14 protein-coding genes are annotated in these 17,555 nt (G+C 68.5%); 2 read left to right on the top strand and 12 right to left on the bottom strand.

Features of this window, described 5'->3' with window-relative positions:
* Positions 1 to 11 precede the first annotated feature (11 nt).
* Positions 12 to 1,124, top strand: coding sequence for a LacI family DNA-binding transcriptional regulator (locus tag ALI44B_RS10855; protein WP_077054682.1), 1,113 nt, complete (start codon positions 12 to 14; stop codon positions 1,122 to 1,124).
* A gap of 171 nt (positions 1,125 to 1,295) precedes the next feature.
* Here ALI44B_RS10855 and ALI44B_RS10850 read toward each other — a convergent pair whose 3' ends face one another.
* Together ALI44B_RS10850 and ALI44B_RS10845 are read right to left on the bottom strand one after the other, a co-directional pair.
* Positions 1,296 to 3,227 (bottom strand): alpha/beta hydrolase family protein, encoded by a 1,932-nt coding sequence (locus tag ALI44B_RS10850; RefSeq protein ID WP_179100255.1) that lies wholly within the window; start codon positions 3,225 to 3,227, stop codon positions 1,296 to 1,298.
* 201 nt (positions 3,228 to 3,428) lie between these two features.
* Positions 3,429 to 4,322, bottom strand: a complete 894-nt coding sequence (locus ALI44B_RS10845; protein ID WP_077054681.1) for a dihydrodipicolinate synthase family protein — start codon at positions 4,320 to 4,322, stop codon at positions 3,429 to 3,431.
* 148 nt (positions 4,323 to 4,470) lie between these two features.
* On the opposite strand from ALI44B_RS10845, the gene ALI44B_RS16185 reads away from it, so the two are divergent.
* Positions 4,471 to 7,044, top strand: coding sequence for a glucoamylase family protein (locus ALI44B_RS16185; protein WP_077054680.1), 2,574 nt, complete (start codon positions 4,471 to 4,473; stop codon positions 7,042 to 7,044).
* Positions 7,045 to 7,186: 142 nt separating this feature from the next.
* On the opposite strand, the gene ALI44B_RS10835 is transcribed toward ALI44B_RS16185, so the two are convergent.
* The 10 genes from ALI44B_RS10835 to ALI44B_RS10790 form a co-directional block, all read right to left on the bottom strand.
* Positions 7,187 to 8,359: a glycoside hydrolase family 1 protein gene (locus ALI44B_RS10835; RefSeq protein ID WP_077054679.1), complete on the bottom strand. Its 1,173-nt coding sequence runs from the start codon at positions 8,357 to 8,359 to the stop codon at positions 7,187 to 7,189.
* 39 nt (positions 8,360 to 8,398) lie between these two features.
* On the bottom strand, positions 8,399 to 9,265 hold the full coding sequence (locus tag ALI44B_RS10830) for an alpha/beta fold hydrolase (RefSeq protein WP_077054678.1): 867 nt from the start codon (positions 9,263 to 9,265) through the stop codon (positions 8,399 to 8,401).
* Complete coding sequence (locus ALI44B_RS10825; protein WP_077054677.1) at positions 9,265 to 11,010, bottom strand: ABC transporter ATP-binding protein; 1,746 nt, start codon at positions 11,008 to 11,010, stop codon at positions 9,265 to 9,267. The genes ALI44B_RS10830 and ALI44B_RS10825 overlap by 1 nt, the downstream gene beginning before the upstream one ends.
* Positions 11,007 to 11,921 carry an ABC transporter permease gene (locus ALI44B_RS10820; RefSeq protein WP_077054676.1) on the bottom strand — a complete coding sequence of 305 codons (915 nt, stop codon included), beginning with the start codon at positions 11,919 to 11,921 and terminating at the stop codon, positions 11,007 to 11,009. The genes ALI44B_RS10825 and ALI44B_RS10820 overlap by 4 nt, the downstream gene beginning before the upstream one ends.
* On the bottom strand, positions 11,918 to 12,898 hold the full coding sequence (locus tag ALI44B_RS10815) for an ABC transporter permease (RefSeq protein WP_077054675.1): 981 nt from the start codon (positions 12,896 to 12,898) through the stop codon (positions 11,918 to 11,920). Before ALI44B_RS10815 ends, ALI44B_RS10820 begins: the two co-directional genes overlap by 4 nt.
* Before the next feature lie 3 nt (positions 12,899 to 12,901).
* Complete coding sequence (locus ALI44B_RS10810; protein WP_083709885.1) at positions 12,902 to 14,617, bottom strand: ABC transporter substrate-binding protein; 1,716 nt, start codon at positions 14,615 to 14,617, stop codon at positions 12,902 to 12,904.
* 193 nt (positions 14,618 to 14,810) lie between these two features.
* Positions 14,811 to 15,920, bottom strand: a complete 1,110-nt coding sequence (locus ALI44B_RS10805) for a LacI family DNA-binding transcriptional regulator (protein WP_077054674.1) — start codon at positions 15,918 to 15,920, stop codon at positions 14,811 to 14,813.
* A gap of 34 nt (positions 15,921 to 15,954) precedes the next feature.
* Positions 15,955 to 16,857, bottom strand: coding sequence for a prenyltransferase (locus ALI44B_RS10800; protein ID WP_077054673.1), 903 nt, complete (start codon positions 16,855 to 16,857; stop codon positions 15,955 to 15,957).
* Complete coding sequence (locus ALI44B_RS10795) at positions 16,844 to 17,164, bottom strand: lycopene cyclase domain-containing protein (RefSeq protein WP_077054672.1); 321 nt, start codon at positions 17,162 to 17,164, stop codon at positions 16,844 to 16,846. The genes ALI44B_RS10800 and ALI44B_RS10795 overlap by 14 nt, the downstream gene beginning before the upstream one ends.
* Positions 17,161 to 17,550 (bottom strand): lycopene cyclase domain-containing protein, encoded by a 390-nt coding sequence (locus ALI44B_RS10790; RefSeq protein ID WP_077054671.1) that lies wholly within the window; start codon positions 17,548 to 17,550, stop codon positions 17,161 to 17,163. The genes ALI44B_RS10795 and ALI44B_RS10790 overlap by 4 nt, the downstream gene beginning before the upstream one ends.
* Between the last annotated feature and the right edge of the window lie 5 nt (positions 17,551 to 17,555).

Raw genomic sequence — 17,555 nt, 5'->3', positions numbered from 1 at the left:
ACTGGTCCCAGATGTCCGACGACACCGAAGACAAGGCGCGGGCTGCCACGATCTTCGATGTCGCGCGACTCGCCGGCGTGTCGCACCAGACGGTCTCGCGTGTGGTCAACGAGTTGCCGAATGTGCGGCCCGCCACGCGTCAACGCGTGGAACACGCCATCCAGCAGCTGCGCTATCGACCGTCGCCGGCGGCGCGCGCCCTCGTGACGCGCCGGTCACGCACGATCGGTTTGATCACATCGGGTGGCGCGGACTTCGGCCCCTCGAGCATCTCGCTCTCGTTCAACCGCGCGGCCCGCGAGGCGCGCTATGCCGTCAGCATCGCCAGCATCGTCGAGCACGATCCGACGTCGATGCGCTCGGCCCTCGAGCTGCTCGTGCGGCAGAACGTCGAGGCCATCGTGTTGATCGCCGCGCGCACCTCGATGATCGACGAAGCCCAGTCGATCGAGGTCGGCGTGCCTCTGGTGGCGACCGCATCGGCCGACCGCTCGGGGCTGCACACCGTGTCGATCGACCACTATTCAGGGGCGCGGCTCGCCGTGCGGCACCTGATCGAGTTGGGCCACCGCGAGATCCGGCACCTGTCCGGCCCCGCCGACTCCATCGACGCCGCCGAGCGCGTGCGCGGGTGGCGCGACGAATTGGCGGCCCACCGCTTGCGCGTCGTCGAACCCGCGGTGGGCGACTGGACGCCGTCGAGCGGCTATCGCTTCGGCCTCGAGCTGGCCGCGGATATCGCGCGCGACGCCTCGGCATCCGTGACCGGCTCAGCGCCCGCGACCAGCCCGACCGGACCGACCGCGCGTTCCGGCGCCTCGGCCCTCGACCGCGCGACGGGCGTCTTCTCGGGCAACGACCAGATGGCCCTGGGCCTCGTGCACGCCATCACCTCGGCGGGACTCACGGCCCCGCGTGACCTCAGCATCGTCGGCTTCGACGACATCCCCGAGGCCGAGCATTTCCTGCCGCCGCTCACCACCCTGCGGCAGGACTTCACGGGTTTCGGCCGCGACCTCATGTCCACCGTGCTGGCGGTCCTCGGCGACACGGATGCCAGCGACCCCGCGCCGCGCGTGCCCGAACTCGTCGTGCGCGCCTCCACGGCGCGTCCGCGCGCCTGAGCCGTTCCGCATCCGCCCGCCCCGCGCCTGAGCGATTCCGTCACCGCGCCTCCGTGCGACCGCGTGCCCGGGCCTGCCCGCATCCCGAGCACGACGAAGCCCCCTGCCGGAGAACCGGAGGGGGCTTCGCGTCAGCGCCGAGGCGTGCGGGCTAGCTAGCTAGCTAGCTAGCTAGCTCACGACCGTCAGCGTGTTGGTCACCGAGATGACCGTCACGACCGAGGCGATGATGAAACCGCCCAGGTAGGGGTTGTTCGTCGCGCGGTAGATCTTGCGCGAGATGACAGCCGCCGCGGCCAGGATCACGATCACGGGGAACAGCCAGATGCCGAAGATGCCGGCGAATCCGGGGATCAGGTCGCCCGTCACGAAGAACGTCCAGTACTGCGCGATGACGAGCACGAGCACGGGCAGCGCGTTGAACAGGGCCAGGATCGCCGTGTTCACCCACTCCTTCTTGCGAATCGTGAAGCGGTTGAAGCTGTTGATGGCCACCGAGTTCGCCACGTAGTAGACGAGGAACAGCGGCAGGTAGAGCACCGCGATCCACACCTTGTCGGGCGTGAACGCCTTGACGGCGAGCACCCAGATGCGGAAGTCCGTCTTGAAGAAGTAGTCCACGAGGAACACGATGCCGAAAGCGGCGACGACGACGACGAGACCGAGACCGATCGACTGCAGGATGGCCTTCCACCCGGGCAGGATGCCGACCTCACGCAGGTTCTGCCCGTTCTTGCGGCCGAACAGCAGGTAGGAGACGACCATGACGACGATGCTGAACACACCGTTGATGGCTGCCCACAGCCCGATGAAGAACGGCGCACCCTGCACGATGAAGGTCGGGGCCGCGTTGTAGATCATGGGCGCCAGCGCGGTCGACTGGCTGAGCGCGATGTAGCTCCAGCCGGAGAACAGCGCCGAGACCACCAGCGCACCCCAGAACCAGTAGAGGCCCTTGCGGGTGGACGGGTTGAGCTGGAACGGCTCGGTGCGGCGCAGGCCCGCGAAGGCGCGCGTGCCGAGCAGGGCCTTGGTGAAGGCCACGAGGAACATGCCGAAGCCGATCAGGCCGATGGCGTTGAAGAACGCCTTGATCTGCCAGGTCTGCGAATCCGCGGCCAGGGGGCTGGGAGCGCCGAGCGTCTTCTCGAAGAAGTCGATGGTGTACTCGGTGGTCTGCTTCGAGAACGGGCCCCACGGGTGGGTCTGCGCGGGCGTGTAGAGCACGCGCACCGCGTCGTCGCCGTCGACGGACTGCTCGTAGTACTCGCCGGCCGTGCGCTTGTCGGTGCTCTCACCCTCGCCGAAGTGCAGGAACGACTGCGCGTTGGGCGTCCCGACGAATTCGCGCGGGGTGGTGATGGCGGCGCCGTCGGCGTCGTAGCTGCGGAAGAAGAACTCGTCGTACTGGTCGGCGACGAGTCCGACATCCCGGGCACCGTAGTTGTTGACGTAGGTGGTGGGGTCTTCGAGGTCCGAGTAGAACGCCTCGTTGTCGACCAGCAGAACAGCCGAGATGAGGGGCGTCTCGGCCTGGTTGTCGGCGATGACCGAGTAGTTCGCCGCGCGGGCGCCGTTGGAGTGACCCTCGATGCCGATCTTCGCGGGGTCGATGTAGGGCAGCTGCGCCGCGAGCTTCACGGCGTCGTACATGCCCGTGCCGTTCTCGGACTCGCCACCGAGGGGCAGCGGGTCGGAGTTGCCGTGGCCGTACATGTCGATCGAGATGACGACGTAGCCGCGCTTGGCCAGCTCGACGTAGTTCGCGTCCTGCATTTCGCGGGAGTTCCACCAGCCGTGGCTGACGACGATGACGGGAGCCTTGTTGTCGGCGGTCGCGGTGTCTGGCTTGAACAGCAGGGCGCTGAGTTCACGGCCCGAGCTGGTCTCCCAGCGCATGTCCTTGACGGCCACGGTGGCGCCGTTGGTCTGCACGAAGAACGCGCCGACGGCCGAGACGAGGCAGAGCAGCAGCGAGAGCGCGAGCCAGAAGCTGTTGCGGCGGATGAATGGGAGCGGCGATGTCGAGCCGGAGCCCGTAGCCGGGGCGTCGTCGTGACGACGCGAGGGGGTGGCCGAACGGCCGGCGGATGAGGTATCCATGAACTGCTGTGCATCTCCTTTGATTCCGAGCGCGCCCATGTTTCCGGCGCCCTGTCGATGCTATCCGCCGGAAAACCGCGGCAAGGCCGCGAGAACTGCACGGTTGTGCGTTTCTTTCGGCCCGGATCGTCGGAGTGTGCGCTGCGGCGACGATCCGGTGCACGGATGCCTCAGCGGCACGTTTTCGCCCTCTTTCCGCGGTCAGAGCGAGATGTCGGCCACGGCGAGCGCTTCCGCGACGCGGCGCACGCCCTCGGCGTCGAGGGGCCGCACGGGGCGCGGCAGGTTCATGCGCGGGACGAGGCCCAATTGCTCGGTGAGGCCCGCGATCACGCGATAGGTGCCGTAGCGGGCGAACAGCTGCCAGATCGGCTGCAGCCGTGCGGAGGCCGCGCTCGCGTCATCGACCAAGCCGACCTGCGCGGCGCGCACCAGCTCGAGGCATTCGACCGGGAGGGTGCCGCCGAGCACGCTGAACCAGAGGTCGCATCCGGCCGAGAGGCCCGCGGCGGCCGCGTCGTCGCCGCTCACACCGACGGCCACGGTGGCGGGGATGAGCGCGCGCAGCCGGGCGACCCGGGCGGCGAGGACATCCACGCCCGCGGCCGGCAACGGCAGCTTGATAGCGGCGACGGGCCGCAGCTGCGCGACCCGGGCGTGCAATTCGTCGCTGAAGGTCACGCGCGTGGCGACGGGGTTGTCGTAGACGGCGAGGGGAACCGACAGGTTCGCGCACACCTCTTCATAGAGCGCGAAGACCTCGTCGTCGGAGAGGGCCTCATAGGTCATGGGCGCGAGGATGACCGCCGACGCGCCCGCTTTCTGCGCGTCTTCCACATGGTGCAGGATGTCGCGCACACGCAACGCGCCCACCCCCGCGATCACGGGCACCTCGTCGGCGTGCCGCACCGCAACGGCCACGGCTCGCGCCCGTTCTGAGCGATCGAGGTAGGCGTAACTGCCGGTCGAGCCGAGCGCGCCGATCGAGTCGACGCCCGCGCGGGCAAGGCGCGCGATCAGGCGCCCGTACGCCGCTTCGTCGACAGCCGCCTCGGCGAGCGGGGTGGGGGCAAAAGCACTGAGTCCGGTGAACATCGCAGCTCCTTCGATAGGCGGTGACCTTCTGATATGCACATTCTGGTGCGCGAGCATGTTAGCTGATACGGTCTGAGCATCGGCGCGTGCGCTAGGGTTCGCCACCCTCCCGTGTGCGGCCGACTGCCGGTCAACCGAAGGAGCTGCCGTGAAGACGAGATCACCCCTCCCCCGCCGCGTCGCGAGCCTGGTGGCCGCGGGCGCCCTGATCCTCGGCCTCGCCGCCGGGCCGGCTCACGCGCGCAGCAGCGCACTCTCCGACCCGCTTCTCGACGCCACGGCGCGCGACACCTGGTCCTCGCTCGTTGCGATGACCGACGAGCGCACGGGGCTCACGGCCGACGGCATCGCGGGCGATCTCGGGCACGGTTCCCGGTCTGGCTACACGTCCACCACCAATGTGGGCGGCTACCTCTGGTCCACCATCGCGGCGCGCGACCTCGGCATCATCACGCCCGGCGAGGCGAGCGAGCGGTTGGCCGCAACGCTCGGCACCCTCGAGACCATGCCGCGACACGCCGCGAGCGGCATGTTCTGGAACTGGTATCGGCCCGTTGACGGGCAACCGGTGATCGACACGAACCCCGACGGGTCGACGAAACCGCCGTTCGCCAGTTCGGTCGACAACGCCTGGCTGGCCGCCGCCCTGCGCGTGGTCGTGGGCGCCGAGGCTCCCCTGGCCGCGCGCGCAACGGCCCTCTACGACAGCATGGACTTTTCGGTCTTCTACGACCCGCAGGCGGCGAGCGCCCGAGGCACGGGGCTCAACCGCAACGGTTTCTGGCCCACGTCGCCGGCCGAGTGCAGCATCCCCGGCAATTTCCAGAGCGGCCAGACCGAGACGCTCTTCTATAACTGCTCGGCCTACGACACGACCGTCAGCGAGACGCGGATGACGACCTACCTCGGCATCGACAAGGGTGAGGTGCCGACGAGCTCCTTCTACGGCACGTTGCGCACCATGTCGCCGGGCTGCGACGCCGACTGGCAGGAGCACAAACCACACGGCGTCTCGCGCACCTACGACGGCATCACGGTCTTCGAGGGCACCTATCGCTACCGGGGCATGAGCATCGTGCCCGGGTGGGGTGGCAGCATGTTCGAGGCGCTCATGCCCGACCTGTTCGTGCCAGAGGCGTCGTGGGGGCCGCGTTCGTGGGGGCTCAATCATCCGCTGACCGTGCGGGCCCAGAAAGAACACGGCATCGACGAGGCCGGTTACGGTTTCTGGGGCTTCTCGCCCGCGAGCGATCCGTTCGGCGGATACGCCGAATACGGCGTCGACGAGCTGGGCATCAAGGACGACGGCTATCACTCCGATCGCGAGCGCACCAACGTCGACAAGGATCACGCCGACTGCAACACGGGCGCCAACCCCGCCCCGACGTTCGGCGACGGGGTCGTCACGCCGCACGCCAGCTTCTTGGCCCTTGGCTACGACCGCGCGGGCGTGCTCGACAACCTGGGCCGGCTGCGGTCGCAGTTCGAGTCCTACGGTCCGGGCGGTTTCTACGACGCCGTCGCCGTGCGCAGCGGCACCGTGGCGAAGCGCTACCTGTCGCTCGACCAGTCGATGATCATGGGCGCCATCCTCAACGCCGAGCGCGGCGATGCGCTCAAGGGCTACTTCGTCGACGAGCGTTTCGAGAACGCCATCCGACCGCTCATGCAGGCGCAGATCTTCGGCTCGAGTGCCGAACCCGAGGCTCCGGCCTTCACCGCACCGGCTGAGGGGCGTCCTCTCCCGGCCGGGCCCGTCGACTTCGAGGGCACGGGAGAACCGGGCGCGATCGTCTCGGTGGGCGGCACTCCAGAACCCGTCGCCGGGGCGGGCGGCGTGAAACCCGATTCGGATGGCTCGAGCTCCGCGCCCGGAGGTGCCGCGGCCCCGGCCGATGCGCTGTGCCGAGCGGTCGTCGCCCCGAATGGAACGTGGGCGTGCACGGCCGCCGATACCAGCGGGGTGGAAGAGTACGTCGCCCTGAGCTCGCGCGCCGACGACGGTGTCGAGGCCCGCGGCGAGCCGCTGTCGCTCGTCGCGGTCGTCCCCACGGCGACACCCACACCCACACCCACGGCGACACCCACGGCGACCCCGGGGCCGACGCCCACAGCTACCCCGGAGCCCACGCCCACGCCCACGCCCACGCCCACGCCGACTCCAACACCTTCCGCAACGCCGACACCATCGGTCACTCCCGTTCCCAGCCCGACGCCCTCCCCCACCATCACACCGACACCGCCGCCAACGCCGACATCAACACCCACGGCGACATCAACACCCACGGCGACACCCACACCAACTCCCACGGCGACACCGACCACTCCGCCGACCGGCACCCCCACCGCAGAGCCGACGGCTGAGCCGTCACCCGATCCGACGGCAACCCCGTCACCCACCGCGCCTTCGCCCACCACCCCCACACCTCCGGACCCCCACGACCCGACGGCGCCGGCATCCGCACCCACCGGGCCGGGCCCGAACGGCCCATCCACCCCCGGCCTCGTCTCCCCCTGGTCCGGCTCCGCAGACCCCCTTGCCGACCCTTCGAACGTGCACCCGGCCACGGAATGGCCGCACCGGGGGCGGCCGTTCCTCTCCCTGACCGGCCCCTCCGAGATCGTCTTGGCCGTCGCCGCCACACTCGGCGGCCTCGCGCTCACCGTCGGCCTGCTCGCCGCGCGACGAGGCCGCCGCCGTCACGGTGCCACAGGCGATTAACCCCCGCGGCCCCGCCGACGAGAAACCCTTGCGGCACCGCGGGTGAGAGATCCGATCGCCCGCCCACCTGCACATAGAAGCGGCCGCATCCGGGTGGATGCGGCCGCCGATGTGCGTGAGGCCGGGCCTCAGTCGAACGCGATCAGTCGAGACCGCCGCGCTTCGCGACATCCCCGAGCCAGGCGAGGCTGGGCTTCGGCGTGCGCACGAACGTCTCGCGGTCGACGGCGATGAGGCCGAACGTGGGGCGGAAGCCCGAGGCCCACTCATAGTTGTCGAGCGCAGACCAGTGCTGGTAGCCGAGCACCTCGACGCCGTCCTCCATGGCCGCATGCAGGCCGGAGAGGGCACCTTCGGTGTAGGCGATGCGGCGCGTGTCGTCGGCCGTGGCGATACCGTTCTCGGTGACGATGACGGGAGTGTGGTCGCTCTTCTCCCACGCGCTGCGCACGCCCATCTGCAGGGCATCCGGGAAGAATTCCCAGCCCGTGAGCGTGGTCTCGACCTCGTCCGACACCGGCAGGGGGCCTTCCGGCCCGATGAACGTGCGCGTGTAGGCCTGCACGCCGACGAAGTCGTCGCCCGCCGACTGCTCGAGGTACCAGTCATCACGCGGATAGCCGTATTCGTGCAGCTTCTCGTCGGCGCCGGGCTCGCCTGTCGAGTGGAACGCCTGCGTGGCGACCGTCCACCCGCTCTTCACGTGCGACAGCTGCGAAAGCACCTCGCGCGAGCGGTGGTGCGATTCGAGCAGCGTGTCGGCCACGCCGAGGTCGGGGTTCGGCAGGCCGAAGGCGACGAGGTTCGAGGCATCCTCGCCACCGGCCAGCATGGCGGCGATGTTGGGCTCGTTGATGGTGCACACGTAGGTGACGTCGTCGAGGATGGGCAGCACGGCCTCGGTGTAGCGCGCGAACAGGTCGGCGGCGTCATCCGCTCGCCAGAAGCCGTCGTTGAACATCCAGCGCGGCACCGTGAAGTGCATGAGCGTGACGGTGGGGTCGAGGCCCAAGTCACGTGCGGTGTCGACCATGCGGCGGTAGTGGTCGAGCTCGGCGCGCGAGATGAAGCCGCGCTCGGGTTCGATGCGCGCCCACTCGACGCTGAAGCGGTAGGAGTTGAGCCCGGCATCGGCCAGCAGCTTCATGTCTTCGGGGTAGCGGTGGTAGCTGTCCATGGCGTCACCCGAGGGTTCGACCATGTTCGAGTTCTCGGCGTGCTCCATCACCCACCAGTTGCTGTTGATGTTGTTGCCTTCGATCTGGTGCGCGGCGGTCGCCGCGCCCCAGAGGAATCCGTTCGGGAAGCTCTTCACGATTCTCCTTGAGCTGATGGTTGGGGACGAGAGGGGACGTCACGCCGCAGCGTGCGCGCCCCAGAAATCTGCGAGGGCGTCGGCCGTGGCCTCTGGCGCCTCGACCTGCGGCGAGTGCGCGCCGCCGGGAATGACGGCATAACGGGCACCCAGCCGTTCGGCCATGTCGCGCTGCCAGTCGATGGGCCACTTGTCGTCGTGCTCCCCGTGGGCCACGAGCGTCGGGATGCGGGCACGCCGCAGCTCCTCGGTCGTGTCGGGGTCGTTGCGCAGGATGTCGGCGGCCGCGAGCAGGTTGTCGCTCGACGTGCGTGCGGCGCGCAGCCGCAGAAACGCCAGCTCGGGGTCGAGGTCGGCGTCGGACACCCCGAGCGTGTCGGGGTTGTCGCGGTACCAGAGCCCCGTGCTGCCCCCCGCGGCGACGGCGTCGGTCGTATCTTGGTGTCGCCCCGGCCATCCGTTCGGGCCCGAGCACAGCAGCGTCAGGCTGCTGAACACCGCGGGCTGGGCGATGGCCGCCGCGCGCGCGACGCATCCGCCGAAGCTGTGACCGAGCAGGTGCACGGGCTGCCCGTCACCGACGAGCCCGGCCACCTCGACGGCATCCCGCGCGAAGTCGGCGAGCGCATAGTTCTCGACGCCCACGGGCGCCGCCGAATCGGCCTGACCGCGCTGGCTGTAGGCGAAGACCTCGAACCCGCGCTCGGCGAGTAGGGGCACGAAGGTGCGGAAGTCCTCTTTCGAGCCGGTGAACCCGGGCACGATCAGCACTTTCCCGCGCGACGCCCTCGTGGGTTTCACGTGGAACGCCGTCAGCTCGCCGATCGCAGCCGGGAGCGCGACGACGGAGACGCCCACGCCGACCGGGAGCGCCCCGAAGGGAGCGATCTGCCGAAAGCCCGTCACTACGCAGCACCCCGCTTCGCCCGCGCCGGGTTGGGCACGGCATCGAGCAACTCGATCGTGTAGGGATCGGTCGGGTTGCGCAGCACATCGGCCGTCACCCCGCGCTCCACCACGCGGCCCTGGTTCAGCACCATGATGTTGTCGGTCACGAGACGCGCGCTCAGCAGGTCGTGCGTGATGTAGAGCATCGAGACGCCCCACTGTTCGCGCAGGTCTTCGAGCAGGGCCAGCACGCCCGCGCGCAGCGAGACGTCGAGCATCGAGACGGGCTCGTCGGCGATCAGCACCTGGGGGTCGCTCGCGAGCGCCCGGGCGATGACCACGCGCTGCCGCTGCCCGCCCGACAGCTGGTGCGGCAGTTTGGCCGCGAACTGCTCGACGGGCGAGAGCCCCACCGTCTCGAGCAGTTCGAGCACGCGGGCCCGGGCGGCGTCGCCGCGCAGGTCGGTGAAGTTGAGCACGGGTCGCGTGAGCGTGTACTCGACCGTGTGCAGCGGGTTGAGCGCGGCATACGGGTCTTGGAACACCATCTGCACGTTCGAGTGCAGCGAGCGCAGTTGGCGGCGGCCGAGCTTGTCGATCTGCAGGTCGCCGAAGCGCACGGCCCCGGAGGTCGGCTTCTCGACGCCCGTGATGAGCTTGGCGATGGTCGACTTGCCCGAGCCCGACGCACCCACGAGCGCGAGCGACTGCCCGGGTTCGAGCGTGAAGGACACGTTGTCCACCGCCGTCACGGGCTTCTCGCCCCGGCGCGGCGGCGGGTACACCTTCGACACGGCGTCGACCACGATGGGCGAGTCGGCGGAGCGGGCGCCGCGCGTGCGCACCGAGGCGGGCGAGCTGGCCACATCGGCGCGCGTGGTTCCGCGGGCCTTGCGCGTGGCCAGGTCGACGAAACCGGGCAACTCGACGACCTCGGCGCGCGGGTCGGCGTAGTGGCTCAGCAGCATGCGCGTGTAGTCATCCTGCGGGCGTTCGAGGATGTCGATCGACGGCGCGTCCTCGACGATGCGGCCCTCGTGCATGACCAGAACGCGGTCGGTGGCCTCGAGCACGATGCCCAGGTCGTGGCTGATGAGCACGGCCGTGAAGTTCTCGCTCTTCTGCAGCGACATGATCGTGTCCATCACGGCGTGTTGCACGAGCACGTCGAGCGCCGTGGTCGGCTCGTCGAACACCATGAGCTGCGGTTCGAGCGAGAGCGCGAGCGCGATCGACACGCGCTGCCGCATGCCGCCGGACAGCTCACCCGGGTAGCGGTCGAGCACCTCGGGCTTCAGGCCTACCTTGGTCACCAGCTCGACCTCGCGCGTGGCCCAGCGGGCGCGCGGCACATGCCCGTGCGCCTTGAAGATGTCGACGAAGTGGTTGCGAATCGTGCGCACCGGGTTGAGCGCATTCATGCCCGATTGCAACACCATCGCGAAACCGCCCTGGCGCTGTTCGCGCAGCTGCTCGGCACCCAATTCGCGGATGTCGACGCCGCCGAACAAGATCTGCCCGCCGTTGGTGCGTGCCGGCGGTTTCTGCAGCCGCGTGAGCGCGAAGCCCAGCGTCGACTTGCCCGACCCCGACTCCCCCACGAGCCCGACGAACTCGCCACGCTTCAGCTGGAACGACACGTGGTCGACGGCCTGCACGGGCTCGGAGTCGTGCGACTCGTAGACGACCGACAGGTCGCGCACCTCGAGCAGCGGCTCGGAGGATGAGGGGGCGGGGGTGGTCACGGCATCCGTGTTCGTCATTTGGAACCCTCTCGTAGGCGCGGGTTCGAGATCCCGTCGACGCCGAAGTTGATCAAGGTGAGGCTCGTCGCGAGCAGGGCGATGCAGAGGCCGGGCGCGAAGAGCAGCACCCACTGGCCGGTCAGCAGCGCGTTCGAGTTCTGCGCCCAGAAGAGCATGGTGCCCCAGGACACGGTGGTCGAGTCGCCGAGCCCCAGGAATTCGAGGCCGGCCTCGGCGAGGATGGCGGCGGTCGCGGCCCCGAAGAAGCTGCCGACGATGAGCGACGTCATGTTGGGCAGGATCTCGCGGAACACGATGCGGAACGCGCTCTCGCCCGAGAACCGGGCGGCCGTCACGAAGTCGCGCGAACGCAGCGACTGCGTCTGGCTGCGCAGCACGCGCGCACCCCACGCCCAGCCCGTGATCACGATGACCGCGATGATCATCGCGATGCCGCCGTTCTGCAGGTAGGCCGCGATGACGATCATGAGCGGCAGACCCGGGATGACGAGGAACAGGTTGACGATGAAGTTGATGACGTCGGCGATGAAGCCACGCACATAACCCCAGCTCAAACCGATCAGCACGGCGACGACGGTGGAGAAGAACCCGGCGACGAAACCGACGAACACGCTCACACGGGTGCCGTAGATCAGTTGCGACAGCACGTCTTCGCCGGCCGCCGTGGTGCCCAGCCAGTGCGCGCCCGAGGCATCCGACGATCGTTCGAAGCCGTCCTGCGAGGCACCGTACGGCGCGATGAGCGGCGCGAAGATGGCCACCAGGATGAAGATGCCCAGGATGATGAGGCCGAGGCGCGACTTCCAGTTCGACCACAGGGTCGAGCCGATGCGGGCGACGGTCTTCCAGCGACTCGGGCGCCCGACCGGCGCATCCGACACGCTCTTGATCTGCTCTGTGGTGGTCATCGGCGGGTCCTAGGGTCGAGAACGCCGTACAAGATGTCGACGAGGAAGTTGGCGATGAGCACGCTCACGGTGATCATCAGGAAGAGGGCCTGCATGAGCGGGTAGTCCTGGTTGACCACCGAGTTGTAGAGCAGGTAGCCGATGCCCGGGTAGTTGAACACGCGCTCGACCAGGATCGAGCCGCCCACGACACCGCCGAGCGCCAGGCCGAAGCCCGTGAGGTTCGGCAGGATGGCGTTGCGGGCGGCATAGCGCAGGGCGACCGTGCGGCTCTTCAGACCGTTGGCTTCGGCGAACGTCACGTAGTCGTCGCCGAGCGTGTTGATCATGGCGTTGCGCATGCCGAGGATCCAGCCGCCCAGCGAGGTGACGAGAATCGTGAGCGCCGGCAGGGCCGCGTGATAGAGCGCGTCGCTGATGAAGGCCCAGTCGAACGCGGGCGTGGCCGTTGGCCCATAGGCGCCCGACGTCGGGAACCAGTGGAAGACGTAGCCGGCGAAGAAGAGCAACAGCAGGGCGGTCCAGAAGTAGGGAAACGCGCTGGCGAAGGTGCCCGTCAGGGTGGGCAGGGCGTCGAGCCAGGTGCCACGCTTCCAGGCCGCGAGCACACCGGTCAGGGTGCCCAGAACGAAGGCCACGATGGTCACGGTGCCGACGAGGATGATCGTGTAGGGCAGCGCCTGCGTGACGAGCTCCGAGACGGGCTGCGGGTAGAACGTGAACGAGGTGCCGAAGTCGAGGGTGACGACCTGGCGCAGGTAGTCCACGTACTGCTGCCACAGGTTGCCCGTCGGCAGGCCCAGTTGGGCTTCGATGGCCGCGCGTGTGGCCTCCGAGACGGGGCCGTTCTGCGACAGCTTGGCGATGGCGGCGTCGGCCGGGGTGCCCGGCATCAGGCGCGGCAGGAGGAAGTTCAGGGTGACGGCCGCCCACAGGGTGAGCAGCAGCAGCCCGACTTTACGGAGTGCGTAGGCCACGGATCACTCACCGTCTTTCTGGGTTTTCTTCAGCGACGTGAAGATGAGCAAGGGAGTGGATTCGTAGGTCATGAGCGACGCGTAGGGGTTCTCCGCGGTCGGCCATCCGGTGAACTTGGTCGTGTTGTAGAGGCCCCACGAGCCGCCGTAGTACACACCAATGGCGGGCACCTGGTCGTACATGACCTTCTGCAGCTGGTAGCCGTAGTCGAGCTGGTCTTTCTCGTCGATTGCCACGCGGAACTTCGCCAGGATGTCGTCGACGGCCGGGTCGGAGAAGCGTTCGAAGTTGTTGGTCGCCTCCTCACCCGCCGGCACGACGAACTCGCTCGACAGCAGGCCGTTGAAGTCGCGGTAGACGTCACCGGTTCCGCCGATCGCGCCGATGGTCATGTCGTATTCGCCGTTGCGCATGGCGAGCTGGTAAGCGGCGGGCTGCGGCTGCACGACCTTCACGGTGATGCCGATATCGCCGAGCTGCTTCTGGATCTGCTGCACGGCGCGCAGCCAGTCGGTGTAGCCGTTGGCCGTCATGAGCGAGAACTCGAGCGGTTTGCCGGCGGCGTCGACGAGTTTGCCGTCGCGCGGGGTGTAGCCGGCCTTCGCGAAGTATTCGAGCGCCAGGGCGGTGTCCTGCGTGACCTTGCCGTCGTTCGGCAGGTCGGGGCTCAGGTAGTCCTTCTGGTTGGGCAGCAGCAGGTTGTTCTGGCCGGCGCCCTGCATGTAGCCCTCGGTGGCGGCATCCGCGATCTTGTCACGGTCGATGGCGTGCGAGAGGCCCTGGCGGAAGTTGACGTCGTTGAACGGAGCCTTCGTCAGGTTCGGCAGCATGGCGATGGTGCCGCCCGGCGGGAACCAGTACTTGTTGTCCTTATTCGCGGCGCCCCACGTGCCCTCGACGTCGGAGATGTACTGGTAGGCCCAGTCATACCCCTTCGAAACGGTGTCGAGCTGCGTGTTGCTCGCGGGCAGCACGAGGTGCTCGGCGGCGACCTTGTCGGCCTGCCAGTAGCGCTTGTTCTTGTCGAGCGTGTACTGCTGCGGCGCGAAGTTGCCGAGCGTGTAGGGGCCCGTGCCGACGGGCTCCAGGTTGCGGAACGTGCCCGGGTCTTTCACGTCTTTCCAGATGTGCTCGGGCACGATGCGGGTCTGCGCGATGAGGTTGGCCGCGGGCACGTCGGGCTGGCTCAGGTGGATGGTCACGGTTTTGCCGGATGTCTCGACCGTGTCGATGTACTGCCAGGCGCCCAACATGTCGAGCGTCGGGTATTTCTTCAGCAGCTGGAACGTGAAGTCGACGTCCTTGGCCGTGAAGGCCTTGCCGTCCGACCATTTCACGCCTTCGCGCAGCGTGAACACGATGGTCGACGCGTCGGGCTGCTCGGTGGATGCCGCGAGCCACGGCGTTCCCTTGCCGTCGAGATTGTTGATGACCGTGAGCGGCTCATAGATGTAGAACGCGCCGATGCGCTTGTTCGCGAGGTAGGGGTTGAAGTTCTTCTCGAACATGGGCGAGCCGTTGTCGGCGCCGATGAGCATGGTGTCGTCGGGGATCGACGGGTCCGGCTGGCTCTCGATCTGAATGCTGCAGCCGGATGCCACGAGCGCGACGGCCGTGAGCAGTGCGACGGCCGCGGCACGCGCGCGTCGGCGGGGTCGGCGGGGGCCTGACCGGACTGGATGGTCGGCGCGGGATTCGCGCCGGGGTGTGTGCGTCATTGACACCGTTTCGTCCTCATGTCTTCTCTGTCACGAGGCAGTCCGTGGGGGCTGCGCTGTTGTGGGGCTCGACGATCTTTTGTCGGCGGACGCTCGGGGGCGCGTCCGCAAAACTGAGTGTAAGCGCATACATTGACGAAACGCAAGAGCGGATGTCGAGGCGACCTGCACGACCCGTGGGCCCGTCGCATCGCTAGCGGCGTTCGGACGATTCGCGCAGCAGCACCTTCACGGGCAACCGGATCGAGAGCGGTGCCTGCTCGCGATCCTCGAGCCGGCGCGCCATCACCTGGATCGCCGCGCGCCCCAGGTCGTCCATGGGCTGCCGGATCGTGGTGAGCCGCGGCGTGGCGAGGGCCCCCGCCTCGATGCCGTCGAAACCCGTCACGAGAACGTCTTCGGGCACGCGGATGCCGCGGGCCTGCAAAGCCTCCATGAGCCCCAGCGCGGTCTGGTCGTTCGCGCACACGATGGCGCGCGGCATCCGCTCGCTCGCCACCAGTTCGGCCGCCGCCGAGCGGCCCGCTTCGCGCGTGAAATCGCCGCGCAGGATGGGCACGGTCGAAGCGTCGACGCCGCGCGCCTCGAGGGCCTGGCAGAAGCCCTCCCACCGTTCAGCGTCGTCGGGCGAGTCGGCCGGGCCCGAGAGGTAGAGCAGCTCGTCGGGTTCGAGTCCCGCGGCGACATGCTCGGTGAGCGCCCGCATGCCCTCGGTGTTGGCCACCGACACATGGTCGTAGGAGTCGTCGCGCCGCGGGCCGGCCACCACCACGACGGGCACACGGCGGGACAGCCGCGCCAGCACATCGTCGGGCACACTCTGAGCGAGCATCACGAGGCCGTCGACGCGCCCCGCCATATCGCGCACGGTCTGTTCGGCGTTGTCCCCGCGGCCGATTCCGACCATGAGCACGAAACCGCGGCGCCACGCCTCGAGCTCGGCGCCGCGCAGCACCTCGTCGAAGTAGAGGTTCAGGGGGCGCACTTCCGCCGCTCCCCCGATATCGTCCACGAGCTCGGCACCCGTCGCGTGCGGGGCATCCTCGACGCCCGTGAAGATCGCGTCGTCGATCTCGTCCATGGCGTCGAAGCCCGGGAAATAGAGGCCCAGCACACCCGTGCGCCGGGCGGCCAGGCCGCGGGCCGCCCCGGACGGCACGTAACCCAGCTCGCGCACGGAGGCGAGCACCTTCTCGCGCGTCGCGGCGCGCACGTCGTCGGGCCGCGTGAGCACGCGCGAGACCGTGGCGATCGACACCCCGGCGTGCGCGGCAACGTCATAGACGGTGGGTGCCTTGGCCATCCCGCAATCCTAGCGAGAGCGCTCTCCGCTCAGATCAGCCCTTGCCGCCGACGAACGCGAAGTCGTATGGCGTGATGAGGAACCAGTACCAGATCATGAGCATGGTTACGAGGAAACCCGTGAGGTAGTTCAGCGTGAGGAAGCGCCGCCATCCCCGGTTCGCCGTTTCGGCCGTCGCATCCGTGACGTTCCAGAAGACCGCGGCATTGGCCGCATACGGCAGCACGAGCAGCGCGGCGAGCGGCCCGGGCCACATGGTCGGCAGCATAAGCAGGCCGGCCGCAAGGTAGAAGAGCACCGCCATGCGCACGGTGGGCCGCGCCCCGATCACCGTCGCGACCGAGCCGATGCCGGCCTCGCGGTCGGCCAGGATGTCTTGCACCGCCCCGAACGCGTGGCTCGCGATGCCCCACAGGAAGAACCCGGCGAGCAGCGACAACAGCTGCAGGTCGCCGAGATCCGCACCCGCGAGGGCCAGCGCATAGACGGCGGGGCTGACGAAGTGCGTGCTCGACGTGAGCGAGTCGATGAACGGGCGCTCCTTGAACCGCAGCCCCGGCGCGCTGTAGGCGACGACCGCGAAAACGCTCACCGCGAGCACCAGCCACGACAGCGGCGAACCCACGATCACGAGATATACCAGGAACGGTATGTTCGATCCCACGGCGGCCACGAGCGTCACGCGGTGCAGACGCCGGTCGAGCACGGCACCCTCGACCCCGCCCTTCCGCGGGTTGCGCATATCCGACTCGTAGTCGAACACGTCGTTGATGCCATACATCGCGAGGTTGTAGGGAATCAAGAAATAGATCGTGCCCACCCAGAAGGTGACATCGAGTCGCCCCGTCGTCAGCAGATAGGCCGCGGCGAACGGAAAAGCCGTGTTCACCCAGCTGATCGGGCGCGACGACAGCAGCAGCGTTCTAACGGTTTTCATTGCGCCTCCCGAGCAGCACCCACAGCGACGGTAGCAGCAGCCCGGCCGCGATCGCGTAGGCGAAGTCCTCGAGCGGTGCCGCGCCCAGGAACGCCCCGCTGATGCGCGCCGGGTCATAGGCCACGAGCCCGATGCCGATCATCACGTTGTCGAACACCGCGGTGAAGGCCAGCAGGATGATGAGGGCCCCGGCCACGGCGCCCACGAAATGCCCGGCGCCCCCGCGTCGCGCCGCCACCGCGACGGCTGCCACGAACACCAGCGCCGCCGGCACCAAAAACCACAGGTTGAGCAACCAATACGTCATTGCGACCTCTCCGGCCGCGCGGTCACGTCGGCCCCAGAAGCACCTGGAGCGCCTGAAGCCCGACGCCGCTCGGCCGCGGCCGCCAACGCCAGCCCCGCCCCGGCGAACAGATTCATCGCGAAGTAACACAGCAGGCACAGGAAGAACACTTCCTCGAGCGGCAACTCGGGCCCCACCAGAACGCCCGTCATGAAGCTCGTCTCGCCGCGGAAGAAGATGCCCAACGTGATGCCGAAGACATCCCACACCAGGAAGAACGCGACGCCCACCACGAGGATCACGGCCGCGCGCACGGGCCCGCGCCAGAAGAAGAGGTGAAACCGCCGGTCGAGTGTGACCATGCCCGTGAGCGAGACGGCGAGCGCCGCCAGGTAGATGAGCCCCATTCGGT

The organism is Leifsonia sp. ALI-44-B (assembly GCF_001984125.1).
Taxonomy (GTDB): Bacteria; Actinomycetota; Actinomycetes; order Actinomycetales; family Microbacteriaceae; genus Okibacterium.
Note: the sequence above shows the minus strand (reverse complement) of the source record. Positions and strands in the feature narration are given on the sequence as shown.

Bases quoted from the DNA above. Each gene is read 5' to 3' on its own strand.
- ALI44B_RS10790 (WP_077054671.1), bottom strand. From the start codon at position 17,550: ATGGGGCTCATCTACCTGGCGGCGCTCGCCGTCTCGCTCACGGGCATG.
- ALI44B_RS10825 (WP_077054677.1), bottom strand. From the start codon at position 11,010: ATGACGAACACGGATGCCGTGACCACCCCCGCCCCCTCATCCTCCGAG.
- ALI44B_RS10845 (WP_077054681.1), bottom strand. From the start codon at position 4,322: ATGTTCACCGGACTCAGTGCTTTTGCCCCCACCCCGCTCGCCGAGGCG.
- ALI44B_RS10850 (WP_179100255.1), bottom strand. From the start codon at position 3,227: ATGGATACCTCATCCGCCGGCCGTTCGGCCACCCCCTCGCGTCGTCAC.
- ALI44B_RS10795 (WP_077054672.1), bottom strand. From the start codon at position 17,164: ATGACGTATTGGTTGCTCAACCTGTGGTTTTTGGTGCCGGCGGCGCTG.
- ALI44B_RS10800 (WP_077054673.1), bottom strand. From the start codon at position 16,857: ATGAAAACCGTTAGAACGCTGCTGCTGTCGTCGCGCCCGATCAGCTGG.
- ALI44B_RS10805 (WP_077054674.1), bottom strand. From the start codon at position 15,920: ATGGCCAAGGCACCCACCGTCTATGACGTTGCCGCGCACGCCGGGGTG.
- ALI44B_RS10810 (WP_083709885.1), bottom strand. From the start codon at position 14,617: ATGACGCACACACCCCGGCGCGAATCCCGCGCCGACCATCCAGTCCGG.
- ALI44B_RS10820 (WP_077054676.1), bottom strand. From the start codon at position 11,921: ATGACCACCACAGAGCAGATCAAGAGCGTGTCGGATGCGCCGGTCGGG.
- ALI44B_RS10855 (WP_077054682.1), top strand. From the start codon at position 12: ATGTCCGACGACACCGAAGACAAGGCGCGGGCTGCCACGATCTTCGAT.